The sequence below is a fragment of the Streptomyces sp. NBC_00873 genome (assembly GCF_045207415.1).
Taxonomy (GTDB): domain Bacteria; phylum Actinomycetota; class Actinomycetes; order Streptomycetales; family Streptomycetaceae; genus Streptomyces.
In genome coordinates, this window is the sequence record NZ_CP108803.1 from 8,304,713 (window position 1) to 8,325,937 (window position 21,225).

The following is a 21,225-nucleotide window of genomic DNA, read 5'->3' on the forward strand; positions in this document are numbered from 1 at the left end:
ATTACGTGAACTTACCCCTGGGGAATTACGCGATCGTCCACAAGCGGCGTGCGGGACGGAATCAGGTACGGCATCAAGCTCCTCACGATGGCCGCCGCGCGACCCACGGCGTCGTCCCCGCATGGTCGGCCTGCTGACCTGTGGACAGAGGACAGAGGACTCTCCCTCCCCGAACGGACGGGGCGAATCGGGCTGCCAGGGCCAAACCCGGCCCCCTTGTCCACTCTGGTCGGCCCGACCACGAACCCGACCAGGACCCCTTGTCCAGGCCGGCTACCACCCCGACCACCGCCGCGTTTCCCCTGGACCACGCCCGCTACCGGCCGCCGTCAGACCGCGGACAAGGGGGTCCCGTGCACGCTGCTCCCTCGATCACCGCCCCACCCGGGGCGCCCGGACCGAGGGAGAACAACGCGATGACGGCACACCGACCAGCGGCCGGCCTCCGCCCCGACCACCAGGCCGACCAGCCCAGGCAAGCCGCGGTGCATTCCTGTGGCAGCCCCTTCGGAGGCCACTCGGGACCCCCCTTTGGTGCCCGGCACCAGCAAGTCAGCAGTGGAAGTACTGGAAGACCGGGAGAACACTGGTGAACACGAGTGAACTGCCGCTTGGTTCTCTGCGGACCGAGCGGCGGGTACTGGAGATCCAGACCAAGCTGCACCGTTGGGCGAACGACGATCCTCATCGTCGGTTCGACGATCTTTACAACCTCGTCTGCGATCCCGGCTTCCTGGCGATGGCCTGGGAGCGGGTCGCGGGGAACAAGGGCGCACGCTCGGCCGGAGTCGACGGGATGACCGTCGCCTTCGTCCGGGAACGGATCGGTGAGGAGCGGTTCCTCGCCGGGCTGCGGGACCAGTTGAAGTCCCGCAGCTTCCGCCCGGTCCCGGTCAGGGAACGGATGATCCCCAAGCCGGGGTCGCGCAAGCGGCGGCGCCTTGGGATTCCGTCCGTGGCCGATCGGGTGGTCCAGGCGTCTTTGAAGCTGGTGCTGGAGCCGATCTTCGAGGCGGACTTTGTGCCGTGCTCGTACGGCTTCCGCCCGAATCGGCGTGCGCACGACGCGATGGCCGAGACACGCTTTCTGGCATCCAAGACATATGAGTGGGTGCTGGAGGGCGACATCACGGCCTGTTTCGACGAGATCTCGCACTCGGTCCTGATGGACCGGGTGCGGGCTCGCATCGGGGACAAGCGTGTGCTCGCGCTGGTGAAGGCGTTCTTGAAGGCGGGCTTCCTCACTGAGGTGGGCACCTCCAAGGAGACCGTCACCGGCACCCCACAGGGTGGGATTCTTTCGCCACTGATGAGTAATGTGGCTCTGTCGGTCCTAGGGCGTGTTCCAGGTTCAGATCACTGTTGGGTCAAATCGCTCCGCCGGAGTGGCTCGGGACGGTAGACATCCGGGGTGACGCGAGGCGATCTGACGGATGCAGAGTGGGAGTTGTTCGAGCCGCACCTGCCGCTCGGCGTGAGTGGACCGATCCCTGACCTGCGTAAACAGTTGAACGCGGTGATGTGGAGGTTCCGGACCGGGAGCCCGTGGCGCGACATCCCCGAACGCTACGGGTCCTGGTCCACCGTCTACGGCCGCTTCCAGAAGTGGGCCCTTGCGGGCACCTTCGAGACGCTGATGGAGCGGATGATCGCCGAGGCGGCCCGGCGAGGACAGGCCGATCTGGACCTGGTCAGCGTCGATTCCACCGTCGCACGCGCGCATCACCACGCGGCCGGCATGGCCGTCGAACCCGGGCTCCTGGAGGAACTGGTGAAAGCCGCCGAGGAGGAAAAGGGGCTCCAGCAAAGGGACAATCCGCCCAGGTGACGGCCGAAGGCGACCCGGTCGAGGAAGCGTTACGTGCCGAACGACGACGGATACGCCGCCGCCACAAGGCCCGCCTGAAAGCTGCCGCGTTGGGGCGCTCGCGGGGCGGGCTGACGGTCAAGACGCACCTGGCCACCGACCGGCGGTGCCGCCCGCTGTCGTTCGTGGTGACGCCGGGACAGGCGGCCGACAGTCCGCGTTTCGCCGCGGTCCTCGACCGAGTCAGGATCCGTGGGCCGGTCGGTCGGCCCCGCACCCGCCCCCGGGCCGTCGCCGCCGATAAGGCGTATTCCTCCCGCGCGAACCGCTCCTACCTGCGTAAACGCCGGATCCAGGCGGTGATCCCGGAGAAGAAGGACCAGGCCGCCCACCGCAAGAAGCGAGGCTCGAAGGGCGGCCGCCCCCTCTCCCACGACGCCGAGCTTTACAAGGAGAGGAACACCGTCGAGCGCGGCATCAACAAGATCAAGGAATGGCGAGGGCTGGCCACCCGCTACGACAAGACTCCTACCAGCTACCTCGCCGGACTCCACCTACGCGGATCGATCATCTGGCTCCGGAGTCTCCGCCCCACATGATCCGAACCTGGAACACGCCCTAGACGAGCACTTCGTCAAGGCTCCGGGCGGGCCGCAGTCCACGACGAAGCAGCGGTGGACACGGCGCCAGAAGGGGCTGCCCAACTACCGGCTGATCCGGTACGCGGACGACTTCGTCGTTCTCGTGTCGGGCACCCGAGCGCACACCGAGGCGCTGCTTCCGGAAGTGGCGGACGTCCTCGCCACCGTCGGTCTTCGGCTGTCGGAGGAGAAGACGCTGATCACGCACATCGACGAGGGCCTCGACTTCCTCGGCTGGCGCATCCAGCGTCACCGGAAGCGGGGAACGGACCGGCAGTACGTCTACAACTACCCGGCCAAGAAGGCACTTCGGTCCATCAAGGCCAAGACGAAGACGATCTGCCGGATGAACGTCAGCCTGCCGCTGGCAGTCCTGCTGCACAAGCTCAACCAGGTGCTGCGGGGCTGGACCGCCTACTTTCGCCCCGGGGTATCTGCCCGGGCCTTCCAGTACCTCCGCATGATCGTCCGGCGGCAGGTCTTCGGATGGCTCCGGCGCAAACACCTCGGAGTCGGGTGGAAGGAACTCCGCCGCCGCTACTGCGACGGTGGATGGTGGCCGCACGACGGAGAAGTCGTCCTGTTCAACCCCGGGTCGGTAGTCACCACACGTTACCGACCCCGTGGAACGACGATTCCATCGCCATGGCCCAGTACAAGCTGAGGAGAGCAACTGCCCAACGGGGCTTGTGGAGAGCCGGATGCGGGGCCAACTCGCACGTCCGGTTCGGGAGGGTGGCATGGAGAAACGGGCCGGGAGTAATCCCGGAACCGCGCTCCATGCCGACCCCACCATGACGTTGCAGTGGTCGACGACACCGGGCAACTGCTGGCCAAACGCCGCATCAACGACGACCTGGACGGCTACCAGCTGCTGCTGGACCTGCTGGCCGAGCACGGTGACAGCGCCGAGACCCCTATCCCAGTGGCCATCGAGACCAGCCGTGGACTGCTGGTCGCCACGCTCCGGACCGGCGCCCGGCAGGTGTTCGCGGTCAACCCGATGGCGGCATCCCGCTACCGAGACCGGCATGGCGTGAGCCGCAAGAAGTCCGACCCTGGCGATGCTCTGGTTCTGGCGAACATCATCCGCACGGACATGCCCATGCACCGACCGCTGCCCGCCGACAGCGACCTGGCTCAGGCGATCGCAGTCCTGGCCCGCGCGCACCAGGACGCGGTCTGGAACCGGCAGCAGATCGCCAACCAGCTCCGCTCGCTGCTGCGCGAGTACTACCCGGCCGCCGTCGACGCTTGGCGAGACAAGGCCGGCGGATTGACCCGCCCAGACGCCCGTAAGATCCTCGGGGCGGCACGGACGCCAGCACTCGCGGCTCAGCTGCCAACGTGGAAGCTCCGGCTGATGATGACCAACGCGGGCCGCAAGCGCGGCATCACCGAGGACGCAGAACGGCTCCACACGCTGTTCCGGCAGCCCGTCGCCCGCCACCTGCCCGCTGTCGAGGAGGCCATGGGCATCCAGGCCAAGGCCCCGTTGGTTCAGCTGCACGCTGTCTGCAAGGCCGTCGACGAGCTCGCCAAGGCGGTGGAGCGGACTTTCCGCTCTCACCCCGACGCGCCGATCATGCTCAGCTTCCCCGGCATCGGCCCCGGCGTCGGCGCCCGTCTCTTGGCCGAGATGGGCGACGACCGCACCCGCTTCGCCACCGCCGGTGGGCTGAAGGCATACGCGGGCGCCGCCTCGATCATGCTCAGCTTCCCCGGCATCGGCCCCGGCGTCGGCGCCCGTCTCTTGGCCGAGATGGGCGACGACCGCATCCGCTTCGTCACCGCCGGTGGGCTGAAGGCATACGCGGGCGCCGCCTCGATCACCCGCGCCTCCGGCAAACGAAAGTACGTCGGCCGTCGGTTCGTGAAGAACAACCGGCTCAACCACGCTGGACACCTGTGGGCCTTCGCCACCCTCACCCACTCGGCAGGTGCAAATGCGCACTACCGTCGTCGTCGCGCGGCCGGGGACTGGCATGCCCAGGCCCTGAGGCACCTGTTCAATCGCATGCTGGGGCAGCTGCATTACTGCCTACTCGCCCGCGCTCCCTTCGACGAGGCGATCGCCTTCCCACCAGCGGCCGCGCCTGAGCTGGCCAGTCCATAGAACGCGCGGGTTGGTACGCGGCTCAGAAGGTGAAGGCAGCCGAAACGCGAGCTAGGTCTTCCGGAGACAGGGCGAAGACGTTGGACTGGTTCCGGTAGGAGTATGCGCCGTCGTCCACGCGAACGCCGTTCTTGCTGGTCCAGCAGGACGCCCCTCCTGCACCGCCGTAAACGAAAGCAGCAGCGAGTTTTTCGGGGGCCTCAACCGCCGTCAGGGTGCTGAGAGCTGCCGCCAGGCGGGGTGTCGCGCTGTCCGGGGCGCTGTCATCTCCAAGCGCGGGCAACAACAACAGAAGTCGGCTGTGTGGATCGGCCGTGCTGCCTCCGGGCAGCCCGTTGTCGGCGGCGGAGAACAACTCGGGCCAGGACAAGGCAGGACCCATGAAGTGCCCGTCGTCCCTGGCCAGCAGCAGCGCACGCTCCCAGCTGGGGTGGTGCAGCAGATAGTCGACACCTGGGTCGTTCTTGCACGCGCGGTGGACGACGTGAAGGAGGTGCCCGGCGGTCAGCGGGATAGAGAAGAAGGGGCACTCTGCCCGCTCCAACAGCTCCCGGTGGAACACCTCGGCCGCCTCGAGATTCGCACCGAGGAGCAGCTCTTCCATGTCCTCGTCGGGACCGACGCACGAGTACAGGTGGCCAACCCAGAAGAGAGGTTCTTCCAGCAGCTCCGGCTGGTGAACAAGAGGGCAACTGTCGTACCCGGGTATCTCCATCATGCCGATCATCATGCCGCCTCACCGACTGCCCCTGCCCAGACCGAGCCCTCGACGCTCCTCGGCCTTACCTGTGTCATCAGGGCGGTGCGAACCACGAAGTCCCTGAGGGATGACTTGACGGCTTAGTACTGCAACCGCATCTGGCGTGACGGACGGCGTTGTGTCTCGTTGGTGTGACTGTGTGCTGATGTGCTGACGGTTGAGCAGGTCGAGTCGTGGTCCGAGGGGGTAGCCGGGCTCCATGCCCGGTTCGCCCACCGTTTCGGCAGGTCGGAGCCGCGTGAGCGGGCGCTTGACTATCTGACCGGGTTGCTCGCGCCGCTGGAGATGAAGAACGGGTGGACGCTGTCGGAGCAGGTCGGGCAGCTGCGCCCGGACTCGGTCCAGCGCCTGCTCAACCACTCCGACTGGGACGAGAACGCCGTCCGCGACGACATCCGCGACTTCGTCGTGGAGACCATCGGCAGTGCGGACGGCGTCCTGATCTGCGACGACACCGGCTTTTTGAAGAAGGGCACCAAGTCCGCCGGTGTCCAGCGGCAGTACTCGGGCACCGCGGGGGCTTGTAATTGAATAACTGTCAGATTTGATCTGTGGGGTGTCTTTCGATAGGCGTCCCACGGGCCTTCAGTTGCTCCAGGGTGCGGGCGGGCGCTCCGGGCAATGGCTTGACGGTGATTTTGTGCAGGTCCAGGAGACGGTGCCCGTCCTGGAACTGATTGGACAGGTTGGTGCGGGTGACGCCCAGCAAGTGGGCCAGGAGCGTACTCGTCGATGCTCTGCGGCGGCGTAACAACGCTGTCAGCAGACGGTGGTAGTGGTCCAGGCTGCTGGTCTGCGGGTGGAGATAGCTGCGCGGACGGTGAAAGCGTCGTTGGAATGCTGCCTCGGCCAAGGCGTCCCAGTACGGCTCCGAGACCGCCACCAAGTGGTCGAAGTCGGAGCGGGCCATTCCCGTCAGGGCCGGGTCGGTGAGCAGTTCGGTCAGGGCCGGGTCGATCCGGCGACGAGTCCGTGGCGCCTCGGGAGGCTTGGGCGGGGCAGGTGCGAGGGTGTAGTTCCAGTCGCCGTGGAACGTGCTCGGTGTGATCGGCAGAGCGTGGAACTCGGCTGGCGTGACGGTCGTGCCAAGGTGGTAGCTACCGGTGTCGAGTTCGGCCCCGATCGAAAGCCCGGTCGTGGTGGTCGTTGCGGCGATGGTCTCGAGGGCGACCTCGTAGCTGGTCAGCGGCCGTCCTCGCCAGTTCGCGGTGATGTGGCAGAACATTCGGTGTTCTATCTTGTTCCACTTTGATGTGCCAGGTGGGAAGTGGCAGACCGTGATCTCGAGCCCACTCTCCTGCGCGAAGGCGTGCAGGTGCTTCTTCCATGTCCAGCGGCGGGGATCGTTGGAGCCGCCGGAGTCGGCGGTGATCAGCAGCCGGGTGGCGTCCGGGTGGTCAGCTTGTCCGCGGTGCTGCCACCAGCGGCGGATGGACTCCACCGCGAACTCGGAGGTGTCATGGTCGGTTCCGACGTTGACCCAGCCGCTGTTGTGGGCGATGTCGTAGATCCCGAAGGGGATGACTACCGGCTGGTCGCTTGTGATGAAGGTGTGGCAGTCCACTTTGATCGGGTTTCCGCCCGGTCGCCAGGTGCGGCCGGGCCGGTCGCGGTCGCCGAGCCACTCTTTGGCCTTGGTGTCGATACTGATCACCGGCTGGTTGTCGTTGAGGAAGGCGGCGGCGGTGCGGTTCAGGTGGGCGAACTGGGCGTCGCGGTCCGGATGGCCGACGCCCTCGTGGGTCTTCGCGGTGCCCTGCAGGCTGTAGCCCAGGTTGTGCAGCAGGTGCCCGACAGTCGTGGCGCTGACCGGGTGGCCCTGGTCGGTCAAGGACGATGCCAAGGCGCGCAGCGACAGCGTGGTCCAGCGCAGCGGGGAGACGGGATCGCCGCGAGTGTGCGGCTCGATCAACGCCTCGAGTGCCGGCAGTAGACCGGAATCGGTGGCCGTCAAAGGCTTGCGGCCGCCTCCCGGAACCCGGATCCGACGGGTCGGTGCAGGCTGCCCGGCCAGTTCGACGATGCCGCGTGCGATGGTGGCGGTGCTGGTACCGGAGGCCGTCGCCACCAGAGCGATGCCGCCGTGGCCGATCGCGGTGGCCTCGCTGGCCAGATAGAGCCGACGACGGCGCTCATCAAGGTGCGGCAGGATCTGGTCGAACTTTGTCTGCAGGGCTTCGGCCGCTGTACGGGGTTGCGGATGCGTAGCCATGCCACAGCCTCCCACCGGCACCCTGACGATGACGATGCTTCAGATCAAATCTGACAGTTATTCAATTGCAAGTCCCGGGCCGGACCGAGAACTGCCAGATCGGGACCTTCCTGGCCTACGCCTCGGCGAAGGGGCGAGCCCTGATCGACCGGGAGCTCTACCTGCCGTCTTCCTGGACCGATGACCGGGACCGCTGCCGCGCTGCCGGGATCGACGACGAGGTACCCTTCGCGACCAAGAACGAGCACTTCCGGCAGATGCTGCAACGCGCCATCGACGCCGGCGTTCCGTTCTCCTGGGTGACCGCGGACGAGGCATACGGGCAGGTCAAGCACACGCGGGCCTGGCTGGAGGAACGCAAGATCGCGCATGTCCTGGCCACCAAGGTCAACGACACCGTGATCACCACCAGTTGGGCCGAGTCGCGCGTCGACGACCTCATCGCCGCGCTGCCACAGCAACGCTGGAAGCGTCTGTCGGGCGGGCAGGGCGCGCACGGGGAACGGATCTACGACTGGGCCCGCGTCGCAATCCGCCCCTGCTGGGAAGAGGGATTCGGGCACTGGGTCCTGGCCCGCCGCAGTGTCAGCGACCCCACCGAGATCGCTTACTACGTCTGCTACGGACCGGCCATCTCCCGGCTGAAAGACCTGGTCAGGGTGGCCGCCACGAGGTGGGCAGTGGAGGAGTGCTTCCAGACCGCGAAGGGCGAGTGCGGCCTGGACCACTACCAGGTCAGGCTCTACCGGGCGTGGTACCGGCACATCACCCTGGCCATGGCCGCACTCGCCTACCTGGCTGCCGTCCGCGCCGCAGAAGCCGCAAAAGGGGCACCGCAGACGACGAGCAAGACCTCATACCCCTCAGCGTCCCGGAGATCCGCCGGTTGATGGGCCACCTCGTCAAGCCCCGTCACCAGACCAACGAGCACCATCTGCACTGGTCACGCTTCCGACGACGCAGCCAGGCCCGAGCCCGCCGCTCCCACTACAAACGTCGAGGCCACAACCCCCAAATGCGGTTGCAGTACTAGCTCGCGGCGGCGGCCAGGAACGCCGATCCGAGGTGGTGGCCGGTGGCGGCGTCGAAGACCTCGATGGTGTCGTCGTGGTGGGGCAGGTGCCGTACCGAGACTTTGGTGCCGGTACGGCCGTTCATCCACGGGGCGAGGTAGTCCCGGCGGCGCCACCGCACCCCGCTCGTGCTGATCGTGTACGTGCGGCCGTCGTCCTCCAGGGCGAACGTCGCCAGCTGCCCGGCGGACACATCCGTGAGCGGTGTCGCGTCGGACTGCCACGCCTGGAGGGGGGTTTCCCCGTTCAGCGCGGCGGGACGATGGAGGGTGTTCCACCAGGTCACCCAGTCCAGCAGCAGCCCCACGAACGCCTCGTAGGTCAGGGGCGGGGCGTCGGGGTCGGCGAGCCGGCCACCGGTGAGTTTCTGGCGGCCGGTGTAGCGGGGGAGCGAGACGAGGAACATCTCCTCCACCGCGTCGTTCAACGCCTCGATCGAGCCCTTCAAGTGCGGGGTGTAGGCGGGCAGATCGGTGACGGGGACGGCGAGCGCGCCCATCGCCGCGGTGACCGTCGCGCACAGGAACTCCTTGCCGCGATCGACCCGGATCTGACCCGGCAGCCCGCCCACCGGCCCGAACGGCTCGCTGCGGGTGATCGCGATCCGCAGGGACGCCAGCACCGCGTCCCGGCTCGGAGCGTGCGCGGTGACCGCGGCCCCGGTGATCGCCTTGGTGGCGCAGTCGATGAACCAGGTCAGCCACGGTGTGGCCAGCTCGCCTTCTACATCGACTTCGACGGGCACGTGCTTGTGGTCGCCCTCCCACGCCGCGTTGCGATGCGTCGGCGGGCGCTGCCCGAACACGTCGTGAGCACGGCGGGCGGCTTCCCCGCTCTTCAGCCCGGCCCGCTCGCCGCGGGTCAGGTCCCGGCGGATCGCCCGGTGCAACGTGGAGAGCGAGGGCACCGCGGGAGCGTTCGGATCGTCGGCCGCCCGCTGTACCAGCTCGGCGTGGACTCGGGAGGCGTTACCGCCCCACAGCGCCAGCAGCCGCCGGACTTCCGTGGTGACCGTGAAATGGGGCGCCTCCACCCGTGCGAGGCGGTGATCCTCGCGGGCAGCGGCCAGCCACCGCCACACTGTCCGCTCCGACTTCCCCAACGCCTTTGCCACCAGGCGCACATGCGCGGCGCTCAGCTCACCGCGGCTGTCGAGGTCCAGCAGCCGGGGCATTGCCGCCGCCCGGCCCGACGCTGGCGGGAACATGGCCACCGGACCGCTTTCGCGATCACCATCACGCCTTCCCTGCATCATGGCCCTTCCCACGAGAACCGGACGGCATGAACTGCCCTCCAGGCCCCAGGTATCGCAGCCCTTCGGCACCCTACTGACGTGAATCGGCATAAGACTGACAGCAGCCATGGTCATCCGGTACAGATGTGCCTCCACGTGGCGCCCAGCATGGTTGATCTGGTGCTCTGCACGGGCGCCGACGCCCGCGTCTTGTGGCCGGGGTGCGTATCCGGTGTCACTGACCCAGGTACGGGGCGTGCTGCTCGGACGGTTCGGCCGGGTGCAGGCACGTCTATGGGCACGTGGTCATGTGTGGGTACGTGCGGGGGAGCGGCGGGTGCGGTGGCGTCGGGTGGTGAGGCTGTTGATGTCTGTGGTGGCCGCGGTCAGGGCGTCCAGCCTCTCACCCCGTCCAACTGACCGCCGTCCGAGGGATGAAAAGTCATACCGGACAAGGAGATGAGCTGTCCGCACACAAGGAGATCAACTCTCCGCTCACCCGGACGTCCCACTGTCCGTGGACAGCGACCTCGACGCCTACTGGCGCTACCACCAGCAACGCGATCACCTACGGTTCACACCATCCGCTACCGCGACATACTCACCCTCGCCGCATGACCAACAGCCCGGGAACAAGGACTGCCCGCGGCGTTAGGGTTTCCGGGACAGGCCATACGGCACGCTGCACCCCTGGGGACGAAACAGTATGGGACACGGAGCGCGGAAGCAGCTGGCGGAGCTGCTCGGCGACGCACAGCGGCGCGGGGACTTCAGCACCCGTATCGAGATGTCGGCCCGCGCGCTGAGCATCGAGGTCGACGGGGTGGGGGAACTGCCGCTGCCGCTGCGTGCCCCGGTCACCAAGAAACTGATCGCGCAGGCCCGGCAGGCATCCTTCGGCCGCGGCGAGCAGACCCTGTCCGACACCAGCGTCCGCGACACCTGGGAGATCACCCCGGACCGCATCACGCTCGGCGGCACCGACTGGGACCGCACCCTGGACGGCGTCCTCGACGGTGTCCGCACCGCGCTCGGTCTGCCGCCCACCGTCGTCCTACGTGCCGAGCCGCACGCACTGCTCGTCTACGGCAAGGGCCAGTTCTTCCTGCCGCACCAGGACTCCGAGAAGGACGACTCCATGGTGGGCACCCTGGTCGTCTCGCTGCCCTCGCACCACACCGGCGGCGAACTCGTCGTCTCGCACGCTGGCCGCAGCGTCGTCCATCAGGCGTCCCGGGAGAAGCTGACCTTCGCCGCCTTCTACGCGGACTGCCTGCACGAGGTCAAGCCCGTCAAGTCCGGCTACCGCGTCACCCTCACCATGAACCTCCTCGCCGAACGCATCCGCCCGGCTGGCGAGGACGACGGGGACCCGGTCGCCGACCTGGCCCACTGCTTGACCGAACACTTCACCGAGCCGGCCGAAGAGCGCTACGCCTACGGCCGCCAGAAGGCCGCGCCCCCGAACCGCCTCGTGTACCTCCTCGACCACGAGTACACCCAGCGCGGCCTGGACTGGGACCGCCTCAAGGGAGCCGACGCCACCCGCACCGCCCTGCTCCGCCAGGCCGCCGCAGAGACGGACTGCGAAGCGGTCCTCGCGTTGGCCGAGGTGAAGGAGACCTGGGACGCGCATGCGCCGTACGACCGCTACGACTACTACGGCGAGGTCGAGCACTACGACGACTGCGAGGACGAGGAGTGCGAGGGTGAATGTCTCCTGGACCCCGACGGGGAACCCGGTGCCGAGCGCCGCCGCAGCGGCGACTTCTCCAGCTACGAACTGAACGAGCTGATCGACGACGAGATCACGCTAAGCTGGTGGACCCGCCCGGACGGCACCGGCGGCGAGCAGATCAACCTGCCCGTCGCGTACGCCGAGGTGTGCGCCACCACCGAGAACAAGGACCTGACGCCCTACCAGTCCGAGTACGAGGGCTACATGGGCAACTACGGCAACACCCTCGACCGCTGGTACCGGCGGGCCGCCGTGGTCCTGTGGCCCCGGCAGCGCTCGTTCACGGCCCGCGCCGAGGCCGGCTCCGAGGGCGCACTGCGGGAACTTCAGGGCCACCTGGATGCCGGGGACCTCGACCGGGCGCGCACGCTCGCCCAGTCGCTCGCCCCGTTCTGGAAGCACCACGGTTCGGGCGAGGCGGCCGCGGCGCTCTTCGCCGCCGCCCTGCCCGTCGCGGTGGGACTGCGGGAAGCGGACACTGCCACGATGCTCCTCGCGCCTTTTGGGGTGGAGGCCTTGGGTGAGCGGCACGCCCCGGGTCTCGCGGCAGCGGCCGCGCGGTACGGACGGACGTGGGCCCGCGGGGCCGTCAGCAGCTGGTTCGGCACGGTTGGCGCGTACACCGGGGCCGGCCGCGCGGCGTGGCTCGAATCGCTGCCCGGCCTGTGCACCGCGCTGCGGGCCGTCGACGGCGATGGGGACGCGATGGCCTCGCCGCTGGCCGAGGGTGCCTGGCAAGCAGTCGAGCAGCAGCTCACCAGCTGGCTCGGCGTAGGCCGCGAGACGGAGCGCCGCACAGGCATGGAGGGGCTCGGCGCATCACTGGCCCGCGTCCTGCAGGCGGCAGGGCCCGAGACCGCCGACACCATCGCCGCCACGCTGCGCGGCCTGCCGGACACCGCCCTGGAATGCCTGCTCCCCGCCCTGCGCACCGCGGCCCGCCAGCCGACGACCATACGCGACGGCGCACCCGCCGCCCGCGCCTTCCAGACCCTCGCCGACCACTGCGAGGACCGGCTCGCCGCGGCCCTCACCCGCCCCGTACGCGCGGCCGACGACTGGTCCCTCACCCCGGCCGGGACATGCCGGACTGCCTGCGGACTCTGCCCCGACTTGGACGCCTTCCTCACCTCCCGTACCCGCCACGTCATGGAGTGGCCGCTCGCGAAGGACGGACGCCGCCACCTCCACAGCCGCATCGACCAGGCCGGCCTGCCCGTCTCCCACACCACCCGGCGCCAGGGACGCCCCTACGTTCTGGTCCTGACCAAGACGGACGCCGTCTTCACCCGTGAACAGGCGACCCGTACCCGCGCCGAGACCGACCTGGCGTGGCTGCGGGACAAATGGCCCCGGGCGTGCGGCTGAGAGGTGACACATCCGTACCTCTCCCCGACAGCGATGACGAGAAGAGCGAAGGGCGCGGGCAATGCCGTTGCTTGAATGGCTAAACCAGTTTGGGTACGAGGGTGATGGCCTTCGGCTGGACGCGGCGGGTCGGTTTGAGCCTCCCTGGCCCTGCCCTGCCCTGCCCCGCTGCCCGTCCGGCGCCGCTTACGGCCAGCGCATTTCGATCTCGGACAGTTGCTGCACCCGCTCCGGCGGCAGCGTGGCGGCCCTGCTGCGCTGGTTGCTGATCCACGATCCCAGCTTGAGGTCTCGTTCCTCCTGGTTCTCGCGGCCGTCGCCGGTGACGATCCGTTCGACGTGTCCCCTGGGCACCCGAAGGTGCCCCTCTCGTTCGTAGTACTGGCGGGCGGCGGCGTAGTTCAGTGCCCACTTGTCGCTCTGCGTGCGGCGTGGCTTCGGCTTCTCGTCCTCAGCCGCGGACTCGATCCCGAGGACCTGCTCGCACATCCACTGCTGTCCGCCGGTGAGCCGGTCCCATCCAAGACGCTGCGCTGTGACCCAGCGTCCGAGGTCCTCGCCCTGGTGCACGGTCTCGCCCGGCGCGGTGGGCAGCACGCGGTGGGCTTCCAGGTGCTGGCGGACGAGGTGGAAGGCGCGCTGCCATTCCACGGGCCAGGCGGGGCACCATGATGGGTCGATGTCCTCCAGTTGCTCGCGCCGCTGGGGGGCCAGCGTCTGGGCGCGGGCGTCGGCGCGCGCGTTCTTCAGCCAGATGCCGGTCTTGTGGCCCTGGTGGACGGCGTCCAGCGGCGCCAGGAGGTGTCCGTTCTCCTTCGCCCACCCACGCGCCGCGGTGAGCCCTTCCTCCCACGCGACGTCACGGTGCGACCAGACCATGCCCAACTGCTCCAGCTGCCAGGCGCGTTCGGCTTCCAGGCGGCCGCGGGCGTGAAGGTGGCGGGCGCCGGCGATCCACTGCCCGAGGGGGAAGCCTGCGAGCGAGACCGGCCATCTCTCACGCACACCCTCGCTCTGCTTTTCGCTCCGGCCCTCGGTCTCCTGCTCCCGGCTGTCGGGCACGCGGTAGGTGAACGGGATCTTCAGGTGGCCGTGGAGCCGGGTGTAGAGGACGGCGGCTTCCACGCCGCGCCGCCAGTGCTCTTTCTCGGGGTTGAGGACGCGCAGGTTGATGAACGCGGCGAGGGCGGCCGCATCGCGCGGGGTGCTGAACTTCAGCAGCGCCCGTGCCGGCACCGAGATGAGGACGCCGTCTTCGCCCTCGGTGCTCTCTGTGTCCTGGCCTCCCTCACGGCTCTGGACGCCCGTGGAGTGGCTGGGCGCCTGTGGCGCGGCCAGTAGTGCCTCCACGATGCGGGTGTCGTGCGCCCTGAGGGCTTCCAGGAGCTTGGCGAGCCCGCCGTAGGCCTTGCTTGTGAGCATGGTGTCCGCACTTTCCCCGGGCCCGAGCAGGATCGGCACCACGAGTGAGGCCATCTTGCCCTCGCCGGGCTGGATGCGCAGGGCGCGGCCGACGGCCTGGACGAGGTCGGGCATGGAGCCGCGGACGTCGGCGAAGTACACGCTGTCGCAGTTGTGGATGTCGACGCCCTCACCCAGGACCTTCGCCGACCCCAAAAAGCGCCTGGCCATCTCCGCGCCGTGCGCGCCGCCGGCGAACTCGTCCAGCACGCGGCGCCGGTGGGCCGGTGGGTGATCGCCGCAGAGCCAGTCGGCCCAGACCGCGCCCGGGTACAGCTGGGGGTCGTCCGCGTGCAGTTGTGCGGCGACGTCGGGAAGGCCGGCTGCGAAGGCCTCGGCTTCCTTGACCAGGTGGTGGAAGACCAGCGTCCTGCGGAAGTCCTCCTCGGCGGACGCCTTCAGCAGTGCCGTCTGGAGAGCCGCGAGCCGTGCCCCGCGCACCTCGTCCGACCGGCCCTCAGCCCCCAGGAGCTGGGCAGCCTTCAGCTGGGTGTCGGTTGTCGCTGCCCGTTTCTTTTGATCGGTTCGTGGAGTGGTGAACTGGGCTGATCAGTTGGCTGGTTGTGGCCTTTGGGCGCTGACCGCTCAGCGGAGTACGGAGATGGCGTGCACTCGTTGTCGCCTGATGAGTGCTCTGGCCTGCTGTTTTCTTTCTGGCTAGCCGATCCTGCAGCTGTTGGTCATTTTGCTTGGTTGGTGTTCATGGTGGATTCAACCGGTCGTCGCAACACCTCGATCATGGAGGTGTCCGATGGGGCGACCGGCAGGGTGGACGACGGCGGTGACGGGGCGCCCGGCGATGCGGTCTCCGGGCAGGCCGCCGGTCCGCCGGGATGTGGAGCGTGCCTTCTGGAAGAAGATCGCTGATGGGCTGACCAGCGAGGACGCGGCGATCGCGTGCGGTGTGTCGGGGCCGGTCGGCTCACGATGGTTCCGGGAACGTGGCGGTATGCCGTCGATCGAGCTGGGCCCGGTGTCGGGCAGGTATCTCTCCTTTGCAGAGCGCGAGGAGATCGCTGTGCTGAAGGCTCAGAACACCGGGGTCCGGGAGATCGCCCGTCGGCTGGGCAGGCACCCGTCCACTGTTTCGCGGGAACTGCGGCGCAATGCGGCCACCCGCAGCGGACAACTCGCCTACCGGGCGTCGATCGCGCAGTGGAAGGCCGAGCTGGCCGCGCGGCGGCCGAAGCCGTCCAAACTTGCCTGCAGCGAGCGGCTGCACGAGTACGTCCAGGACCGCCTGGCCGGAGAGATCCGCCGCCCGGACGGCATGCCGGCGCCGGGACCTGCGGCACCGCCGTGGAAGGGACGGAACAAGCCGAGGCGCCAGGACCGCCGTTGGGGCAACTCGTGGAGTCCGCAGCAGATCTCCCACCGGCTGAAGGTCGACTTCCCTGATGATGATTCCATGCGCATCTCTCACGAGGCGATCTACCAGGCCCTCTATATCCAGGGCCGGGGAGCACTCAAGCGCGAGCTGGTCGCCTGCCTGCGCACCGGCCGTGCGCTGCGGGTGCCCCGGGCTCGCACCGCCGGCCGGGGGAAGAAGTTCGTCACCGAGGACGTGCTGATCAGTCAGCGGCCGGCCGAGGCGGAGGACCGGGCGGTCCCCGGCCACTGGGAGGGCGACCTCATCATCGGCCTCAACAGCTCCGCGATCGGCACCCTGGTCGAACGCACCAGCAGGTTCACGATGCTGCTGCACCTACCGCCCATGCCCGGCCACGACGGCACACGGGCCAAGAACGGCCCCGCACTGGCCGGCCACGGAGCCGCAGCCGTACGTGACGCCCTGACGGAAGCGATCACCCGCCTACCCGCCCAACTACGCAAGTCCCTTACCTGGGACCAGGGTTCGGAAATGGCGCAGCACGCCGAACTCCGCATCGACACCGGCCTGGAGATCTACTTCGCCGACCCGCACAGCCCCTGGCAGCGCGGCACGAATGAGAACACCAACGGGCTGCTACGGCAGTACTTCCCGAAGGGCACCGACCTCAGCAGACACACCCGCGAGGATCTCGCTGCCGTCGCAGCTGCCCTCAACGGCCGCCCCCGCAAAACCCTGGGCTGGAGGACACCCTCCGAGACTCTCAACAGTCATCTACTATCAACATAAAACGGAAGTGTTGCGACGACTCCTTGAACCCGGGCACGCTACAAGGCAACTTTTGGTCATGTCTTCTTCAAATTCCGTTCTGAGGGCGTCTTACGGGCAACTGGCCGGTTGGCGGGGTCTGCGAGACGGGTGTCGCGCTTCCGCCGGGTGCCTCCCCTCGCTGTCACACGCCGCCTGAGCAGCAGTGGTGCGTCTTGGGGGAAGTTGCTCCATATGTCCTGAACGAACGTTGGGAGTGCATTGTTGCGCCCGTTAGTGTCCATGACACTTAAGGCGCTGTCGGCCAGGCAGAGCCTCTTGCTTCCAGGGGGAACGTTGAACAGACGATTCGCAGTCGGGCTCTCCTCTGCCGCGCTGCTGTGCGGGACGATCGCCTTCACCGCCCCGACTGCCCACGCGGCAGCAGCCGGCACCTGCTATGGCTCCTCGTGTACCGGCATCGAGCCCAACGGCACAACGTGCGCCAATGACGCCATCACGGCCAAGCAGGTGACCTCCGGAGGACGCACGATCCAGCTCCGCTACAGCCCGTCGTGCCGCGCCGCCTGGGGCAAGATCCTCGGTGCCAGCGTGGGCGACTGGATCTCCGTGAGCAACTCAAGCGGTACCTACCGCGAACGCCGCGTCAACTCCGGTAGTGACCAGCACACGGTGATGGTCAACGACGCGGGCATCACCTCATACGCCTGCGGCTTCCGCAACGAGACCGTACTGCTGGCCTGCACAGGCTCATACTGAGCCGCCGGCTGACGCCGAACGATCGACGCGTGCGAGAGCGTGCGCGTGGAGGCGAACCGGGGCCGGGAGTGGGTGCTGGAGGCCGATATCCGCGACTGTTTCGGATCGATCCGGCATGACGCCCTCGTGGCCCAGGTGGCTCGGCGCGTCGTGGATGGTTCGACCTGATCCGGGTGTGGCTGAAGGCTGGGGTGCTGGAGGACGGGGCGAGTGGCTCACCAGGAGTAGGAACCCCACAGGGCTCACCGATCTCACTGTTGCTGGCGAATATCGCGCTGCACGTCCTCGACGAGGCGTGGCAGGGCGAGGGGTGTCGGCTGGGGGTGCTGGTGAGGTACTGCGATGATTTCGTGATCCTGTGCCCGACCAGGGAACGTGTCGAGCAGGCACGGGAGTTGGCGGGCGCGGTGCTGGCCTCGCTTGGGTTGCGGCTGCACCCGGACAAGACCGGCCACCTCGCCAGGGGCGGGCAGGGCTTCGATTTCCTCGGCTTCCACCACCGCAAGGTGGAGTCGTGGCGTCGGCGGGGCAGGTTCCACCTGCAACGCTGGCCGTCCAAGCGGGCGATGGGGGTGCTGCGGGACAAGATCCGCGCGGCCACCGACCGCCGCCGGGTGGGACGGCCGCTGGCGCCCGTGGTCGCCGACCTCAACCCCGTGCTGCGGGGCTGGGCAGCGTACTTCCGCTGGGGTAACTCGGCCGGAAAGTTCTCCACGATCGACAGCTACGTCCACGAGCGGCTCGCGATCTTCGACAATCGCAAGCGCAACATCCCCGGCCGCCGTTGGGGCCAGCGCCATGACGGCGCGTGGTTCAACCGGCGCGGGGTGTTCCGCCTGTCCGGGAACGTACACAGGGTGGCAGCGCATGCCAGCCGGTGAACGATGTCGGTAAGCCGTGTGCGCGAGAAGCGCATGCACGGATTGACGGGCGGGGGCTGGAAACGGAGCCCTTACAGGCCACCGCGCCAGTCCCCGACCCTACTCAGCAGTCAGCTTGGCATCACTCGCCGCGCGGTCTCTCGGGGCGCGTGAATTACGCCGTATCTGGCCACAGGAGGACTGCTTCGAGGTATCTGGATCAGACATTCAGTTTGCGGTCGAAAGGGTTTCGCATGCTGGAGCCCGACAGCGTGCTTCGCCAGCCGTAGGCAGAGATGCAGTTGACCGAACGGGGCGGTAAATGATCGAGACGGTGTTCAGTACCGGGGACCTGCCGCAGGTGGACCGCTGGGCGACCTGGTACGACTTGATCACTCGTGCCCATCTGCGTACCGATCTCCGCACCGAGCATCAAGACGACTTCCAGGGAAGGGTGCACCTGGTCGACCTCGGCTCCGTGCAGGTATCCACACTGGTCTACAGCCCGGTGGAGCCGCGCCGAACTCCGAAGCTGATCCGGCAGTCCGATGCGGAGCTGTACACGCTGTCACTGGCGTTGCACGGGACGTTCGGGCTGACCCAGGCAGGCCGTGAGACCGTGGCCGGCTCACGGGACCTGATGCTCTACGACTCTTCGCGGGCTTTCCACGGCTGGACAGCCAGCGAAGGAGGCGCCGTCGGCCATCTTCTCCTTCAGATACCAAGGACGCTTCTCCCGGTCTCCCAGAACGCTCTGGCACAGCTCACCGCCGTGCGATTACAGGGACGAAAGGGAATCGGTGCTCTGCTCGCACGCCACCTCATCGAACTGCAGGAGAACGCCTCCAGCTACACGCCAGCCGATGCCACCCGCCTCGCCACCATCACGCTGGACCTACTCGCCGCCTTTTGCGCCCACCACCTCGAAGCCGCCGGCTCGCTTCCGCCTGAGACGCGCACAGCCGCCTTTCAGGTGCAGATCCACGACTTCATCCAGCAGCGACTCGGTGACCCCGGACTCACCCCCCACGCCATCGCCGCCGCCCACCACATCTCCACCCGCCACCTGCATCGGCTTTTCGAAGGGGCAGGGCCATCTGTCGCCGACTGGATACGCCAGTGCCGACTGGAACGCTGCCGCCGCGACCTGACCGACGCCAGCTTGGGGTCCAGGCCGATCCAAGCCATAGCCACACGCTGGGGCCTTCCCAACCCCGCCCACTTCAGCCGTGTCTTCAGGGCCGCCTACGGCATATCTCCCAGCGACTACCGACAACAGGCGCTGCAGATCCGATTGGCACGAGCCGTCAATCGTCAGTCGCTCACCGACAAGGACATCCATTCCTCGACCCACCACGCTTGGGAGGGAGGACCTGGTTACGGACCGACAGGCCAAACACGAGGGGTCCAGCCATGACCCCGCAGACCACGAGAGCACCCAGAAACATGTGACACGGAGCGCGGAGGTGCCCTCACCCCCTACACCACACTCAGAGTTTCACAGAAGGCAAATTTGGGCGCGTCAAAAAGGAAGGTGAAGGTATGAGGAACCGGCTTTCGAAGGGGCGGACGCTCGGCATGGCGGCGCTTACAGCGTTCGCTCTTCTGGCGTCATCCGGGAACGCTCACGCAATCACATGGGAAGAAGACGTAGCTGACCTCTCCGCGCAAAAGAATTGCAGCCTCGTCAGCCTGTCGGGCTGGACCGATGCGTTCTCCTGCTTCCAGAAATACGGGGACGTCCTGCAGGTGTACACCGCTCAGACGGACACAGTCATGCGAATGTCCGTTCAGTGGCGCAATGAAATAAAGAAAAAAGATGGGGGGTGGGAGCTTTACCGATACGGGGAGTGTTTCAACGACCTCGGAACCCGAACCTTTGGGGTGTGCAACAAGGATTTCTACGAAAACTCGACCGTCCACAACGGCTACCAAGGCAGCAGGATCAGTATCAAGCACTGCATCAAGGGAACCTGTGAGCCGTGGAGCGTCTGGGCACTCAACGACGCCTGAGGAGCCATGCGGAGAGTAACCGGCCTCCCCGGGCACGGGAGGATGCGTGCCGCTACAGCCGGGTCGATCAGGAAGCCTTGGTCGACCCGGACGGGTTGCACTGCCGATCGGATGACGGGATCCGCACGCGAGCTGAGCGAATTGCCTGCGTCCTCGTTCCCACCGTCTGGAGGCCCCAGCTGCTACGCCGCCCACTCCAGTCCGAGGTCGGCGAGCTGCTTGAGCTTGCCAGCGGTGAGCTTCGCGCGCCTGCTTTTGCTGTTCGACAGGAACACCCCGAGCTTGACCTCGGTGCCGTCCTCCAGGCCCGAGCGCGAACTCCTGCAGACCGTCCGCGAGTTCCCGGGTACCCCGGACAAGCTGCGGCTCGCCGCCGGCATCAAGCGCTACCTCGACGCAGTGCCGCGCTGAGCCGGCCACACCCCGAAGAGCGGCCTCGAACCCGCTGCAGACTGACGGTCGAAATGGACCTTCTGCGGCGGGTTCGAGGCCGCTCCGCTTTCAGAATCCAGGAACTTGCGCGCTTCGCCGTGCAGCGCAGCCAAGCTCTCCATCACCGCGCCCGTCCCGGCCGCGGACCTCTACGTCGGATCGTTCCACCGGCTGTGCCGCCGGGCCGCCCACGCCATCGCCAGCGGCACCGGCACCGTCCTGGTCCTCTCCGCGGCCCACGGCTTCGTGACGCTCGACGAGCCCCTGGCCCCGTACGAGCTGCGCATGGGCGAGCCCGGCAGCGTCCAGCCCGACCAACTGCGCGCCCAGGCCGAACACCTCGGCCTCCACCACGCCCGACAGCTGATCGCCCTCGGCGGCCGCGCCTACGTCGATGCCGTCGCCGCCGTCCGGCCGGACGTCCTGCGCCCCCTGGCCGGCTGCCGCGGCATCGGCCAGCAGCGCCATCGGCAGTCCCGCATCGCCGCCGCCGAGCAACCGCTGCTCCTGGCACAAGAGTTCGCCGACGGCACGAGTTCGCCCGCCCGTCCATCCGCCGCCCGCTAAGATGCTGACCCTGGCGAGCCGACCGCCCATCCGCCCGACCGGCGCCCACGCCGCCAGTCGCTGGGAGAAGGTCCCGCGGGATCCGG

At 67.8% G+C, this 21,225-nt stretch carries 14 protein-coding genes and 5 pseudogenes; 15 read left to right on the plus strand and 4 right to left on the minus strand.

The window, feature by feature from the left end:
- Positions 1-589 precede the first annotated feature (589 nt).
- The 5 genes and pseudogenes from OH809_RS38370 to OH809_RS38390 all read left to right on the plus strand — a co-directional run bounded on the left by OH809_RS38370 (position 590) and on the right by OH809_RS38390 (position 4,564).
- On the plus strand, positions 590-1,402 hold the full coding sequence (locus OH809_RS38370; protein ID WP_406416566.1) for a reverse transcriptase domain-containing protein: 813 nt from the start codon (positions 590-592) through the stop codon (positions 1,400-1,402).
- Positions 1,403-1,411: 9 nt separating this feature from the next.
- Positions 1,412-2,406, plus strand: a pseudogene (locus OH809_RS38375) (IS5 family transposase).
- Between the two features lie 97 nt (positions 2,407-2,503).
- On the plus strand, positions 2,504-3,112 hold the full coding sequence (locus OH809_RS38380; protein ID WP_406516314.1) for a group II intron maturase-specific domain-containing protein: 609 nt from the start codon (positions 2,504-2,506) through the stop codon (positions 3,110-3,112).
- Positions 3,113-3,238: 126 nt separating this feature from the next.
- Positions 3,239-4,156, plus strand: a pseudogene (locus OH809_RS38385) (transposase); the annotation flags it as partial.
- A complete protein-coding gene (locus tag OH809_RS38390) occupies positions 4,157-4,564 on the plus strand; it encodes a transposase (RefSeq protein ID WP_406516315.1) in 408 nt (135 codons plus the stop codon).
- A 22-nt stretch (positions 4,565-4,586) separates the two neighbouring features.
- Here OH809_RS38390 and OH809_RS38395 read toward each other — a convergent pair whose 3' ends face one another.
- Positions 4,587-5,282: a hypothetical protein gene (locus OH809_RS38395; RefSeq protein ID WP_406416564.1), complete on the minus strand. Its 696-nt coding sequence runs from the start codon at positions 5,280-5,282 to the stop codon at positions 4,587-4,589.
- Between the two features lie 192 nt (positions 5,283-5,474).
- Between OH809_RS38395 and OH809_RS38400 the strand changes: the two are divergent.
- Positions 5,475-5,843: pseudogene (locus tag OH809_RS38400) on the plus strand (transposase); the annotation flags it as partial.
- Here the strand turns inward: OH809_RS38400 and OH809_RS38405 are convergent.
- A pseudogene (locus OH809_RS38405) lies at positions 5,843-7,536 on the minus strand (ISAzo13 family transposase); the annotation flags it as partial. The pseudogenes OH809_RS38400 and OH809_RS38405 sit on opposite strands and share 1 nt — an antisense overlap.
- 77 nt (positions 7,537-7,613) lie before the next feature.
- Between OH809_RS38405 and OH809_RS38410 the strand changes: the two are divergent.
- Positions 7,614-8,426, plus strand: a pseudogene (locus tag OH809_RS38410) (IS701 family transposase); the annotation flags it as partial.
- Positions 8,427-8,565: 139 nt separating this feature from the next.
- Here the strand turns inward: OH809_RS38410 and OH809_RS38415 are convergent.
- Positions 8,566-9,816: a Mu transposase C-terminal domain-containing protein gene (locus tag OH809_RS38415; RefSeq protein WP_406416562.1), complete on the minus strand. Its 1,251-nt coding sequence runs from the start codon at positions 9,814-9,816 to the stop codon at positions 8,566-8,568.
- A gap of 733 nt (positions 9,817-10,549) precedes the next feature.
- Between OH809_RS38415 and OH809_RS38420 the strand changes: the two genes are divergently transcribed.
- Positions 10,550-12,949: a 2OG-Fe(II) oxygenase gene (locus OH809_RS38420; RefSeq protein WP_406416560.1), complete on the plus strand. Its 2,400-nt coding sequence runs from the start codon at positions 10,550-10,552 to the stop codon at positions 12,947-12,949.
- 186 nt (positions 12,950-13,135) lie between these two features.
- Here OH809_RS38420 and OH809_RS38425 read toward each other — a convergent pair whose 3' ends face one another.
- The gene (locus tag OH809_RS38425) at positions 13,136-14,851 is read right to left on the minus strand and encodes a Helicase associated domain protein (protein ID WP_406416558.1); all 1,716 of its coding nucleotides are present in this window, start codon (positions 14,849-14,851) and stop codon (positions 13,136-13,138) included.
- 310 nt (positions 14,852-15,161) lie between these two features.
- Here OH809_RS38425 and OH809_RS38430 point away from each other — a divergent pair, with 310 nt between their 5' ends.
- The 7 genes from OH809_RS38430 to OH809_RS38460 all read left to right on the plus strand — a co-directional run bounded on the left by OH809_RS38430 (position 15,162) and on the right by OH809_RS38460 (position 21,139).
- Positions 15,162-16,529, plus strand: coding sequence for an IS30 family transposase (locus OH809_RS38430; RefSeq protein WP_406416556.1), 1,368 nt, complete (start codon positions 15,162-15,164; stop codon positions 16,527-16,529).
- A 315-nt stretch (positions 16,530-16,844) separates the two neighbouring features.
- The gene (locus tag OH809_RS38435; protein ID WP_359118443.1) at positions 16,845-17,267 is read left to right on the plus strand and encodes a DUF2690 domain-containing protein; all 423 of its coding nucleotides are present in this window, start codon (positions 16,845-16,847) and stop codon (positions 17,265-17,267) included.
- A 191-nt stretch (positions 17,268-17,458) separates the two neighbouring features.
- Positions 17,459-18,148, plus strand: a complete 690-nt coding sequence (locus OH809_RS38440; RefSeq protein ID WP_406516316.1) for a group II intron maturase-specific domain-containing protein — start codon at positions 17,459-17,461, stop codon at positions 18,146-18,148.
- Between the two features lie 313 nt (positions 18,149-18,461).
- Entirely contained in the window at positions 18,462-19,544 is a 1,083-nt protein-coding gene (locus OH809_RS38445) for a helix-turn-helix domain-containing protein (RefSeq protein WP_406416552.1), read from the plus strand.
- 125 nt (positions 19,545-19,669) lie between these two features.
- Positions 19,670-20,140, plus strand: coding sequence for a hypothetical protein (locus OH809_RS38450; protein WP_406416551.1), 471 nt, complete (start codon positions 19,670-19,672; stop codon positions 20,138-20,140).
- Positions 20,141-20,374: 234 nt separating this feature from the next.
- Positions 20,375-20,551: a hypothetical protein gene (locus OH809_RS38455; RefSeq protein ID WP_406416549.1), complete on the plus strand. Its 177-nt coding sequence runs from the start codon at positions 20,375-20,377 to the stop codon at positions 20,549-20,551.
- Positions 20,552-20,656: 105 nt separating this feature from the next.
- Positions 20,657-21,139, plus strand: coding sequence for a DUF6884 domain-containing protein (locus OH809_RS38460; protein ID WP_406416548.1), 483 nt, complete (start codon positions 20,657-20,659; stop codon positions 21,137-21,139).
- The last annotated feature ends 86 nt before the right edge of the window (positions 21,140-21,225 follow it).